Annotated in this window: 3 protein-coding genes; all 3 read right to left on the bottom strand. The window is 60.7% G+C overall.

Annotation, left to right across the window (positions count from 1 at the left end):
• Positions 1 to 192: transposase (locus ACH196_RS38070; protein WP_396647233.1), on the bottom strand; the 192-nt coding region annotated here is incomplete at its 3' end.
• A 169-nt stretch (positions 193 to 361) separates the two neighbouring features.
• Positions 362 to 736: a hypothetical protein gene (locus tag ACH196_RS38065; RefSeq protein ID WP_396651986.1), complete on the bottom strand. Its 375-nt coding sequence runs from the start codon at positions 734 to 736 to the stop codon at positions 362 to 364.
• A 99-nt stretch (positions 737 to 835) separates the two neighbouring features.
• Positions 836 to 1,183 (bottom strand): DUF2958 domain-containing protein, encoded by a 348-nt coding sequence (locus ACH196_RS38060; protein WP_396651985.1) that lies wholly within the window; start codon positions 1,181 to 1,183, stop codon positions 836 to 838.
• Positions 1,184 to 1,284: the final 101 nt, after the last annotated feature.

The raw sequence follows: 1,284 nt of genomic DNA, 5'->3' as shown, positions 1-1,284 counted from the left end.
CCACTGGCAACCGGTCGACAACACATACATCAGCCCATTGACCACCTCGCGCAGCTTCACGCTCCGCTTGCCGCCGCCTGGCCTGCCGGGCGGGATCAGCGGTTCGATCAGCGCCCATTCCTCATCGGTCAGATCGCTCGGATAACGCAGATGATCACGGTTGTAGCGAGCCCGGTTCTCGGCGGTCCACATCGGCGCATTCCTTCTCGAATCATGCCGAACAAGGAATCACAACCGATCCAAAACCAGAAACTCAAAATCCGACAACCGATTCTGCCCGCTCACAAAGTCCCCGGACGGACACTAAGTCCTGCCCTTGGATTAAATCGTTCCGCTCGAAGCTATCCGGAGACTACGGCCTTCAACGATCCTCGCTGGACGAATCGGCCAGCCTCGCCAGTGCCGAACAACCGACGAACACGCCGCCTGCGATGCAGAAGATTTGCCTCCAGACTTCCGAGGGAACGGCTTCGCGAGTGACGCCATGCACAAGCGCATGGCCCGCCATAGCGGCCGGAGCGGCGAAGATCAGGGCCAAGGCGATGCGCAGAACCGGCGCGCGCAACGTGGCGAACAGAAGCGCGAGAACAATGAACGAGGCCACGCCAGCGAAAAGCCCTACAATTCCTGAGCCGATCATTCCTGCGCCGGTGTCGTAGGCGAAGTGCGTGGCGGCCAGCGCCAGCATGACCGGCAGGGCGTAAGTCGCAAGCCGGTAGGCGAGAATGCACGCCATGATGACCAGCGGCACTGTCAGAAGGACGAGGGCGATAATTGTGAGCCTCCATCAACGGCGATCCGGCGCGGCGATGGTTTGCCGCGCCAGATGGTGACTTCATGTGACTATCATCCCGGCGCGGCGAGCGAGTTTGGCGTAAGTGCTGAGCCGGTGCTCGGTCTTGAAATAGAGGTCGCGTTCGACCGGCAGGCCGAGCGTTCCGCGTAGGTCCTCGATCTCACTGAGCATGGCATAGCCTAGCTCGGGACTGCCCAAGCCAAGGTCCATCAGACCGAACAGCCTCAAGTCGGAATCTTCAGGATAGGCTTCGGTGATCAGCCAGGTCGCATTGGCATCCGGCGTGAACAGCTTGACGGCCGGGAACGGATCGAAATCGTCCCGTTCCTCTGCCGTGCGGCCGTTCTCGATCAGCTTGTCGCACAGTACACGACTCAAGCCGGGTATTGGCTCGAGAACGGTCTTTTGGGGGCTTTTTCGGCCCAAGCGTTTTTGGCTTCGATGGGTCGATTTGCGATCCAGTCCCTGAGGGCGTCGAGGCCGGTGCG

The sequence above is a fragment of the Mesorhizobium sp. IMUNJ 23232 genome, from assembly GCF_044326205.1.
In the GTDB taxonomy this organism is placed as follows: domain Bacteria; phylum Pseudomonadota; class Alphaproteobacteria; order Rhizobiales; family Rhizobiaceae; genus Kumtagia.
Note: the sequence above shows the minus strand (reverse complement) of the source record. Positions and strands in the feature narration are given on the sequence as shown.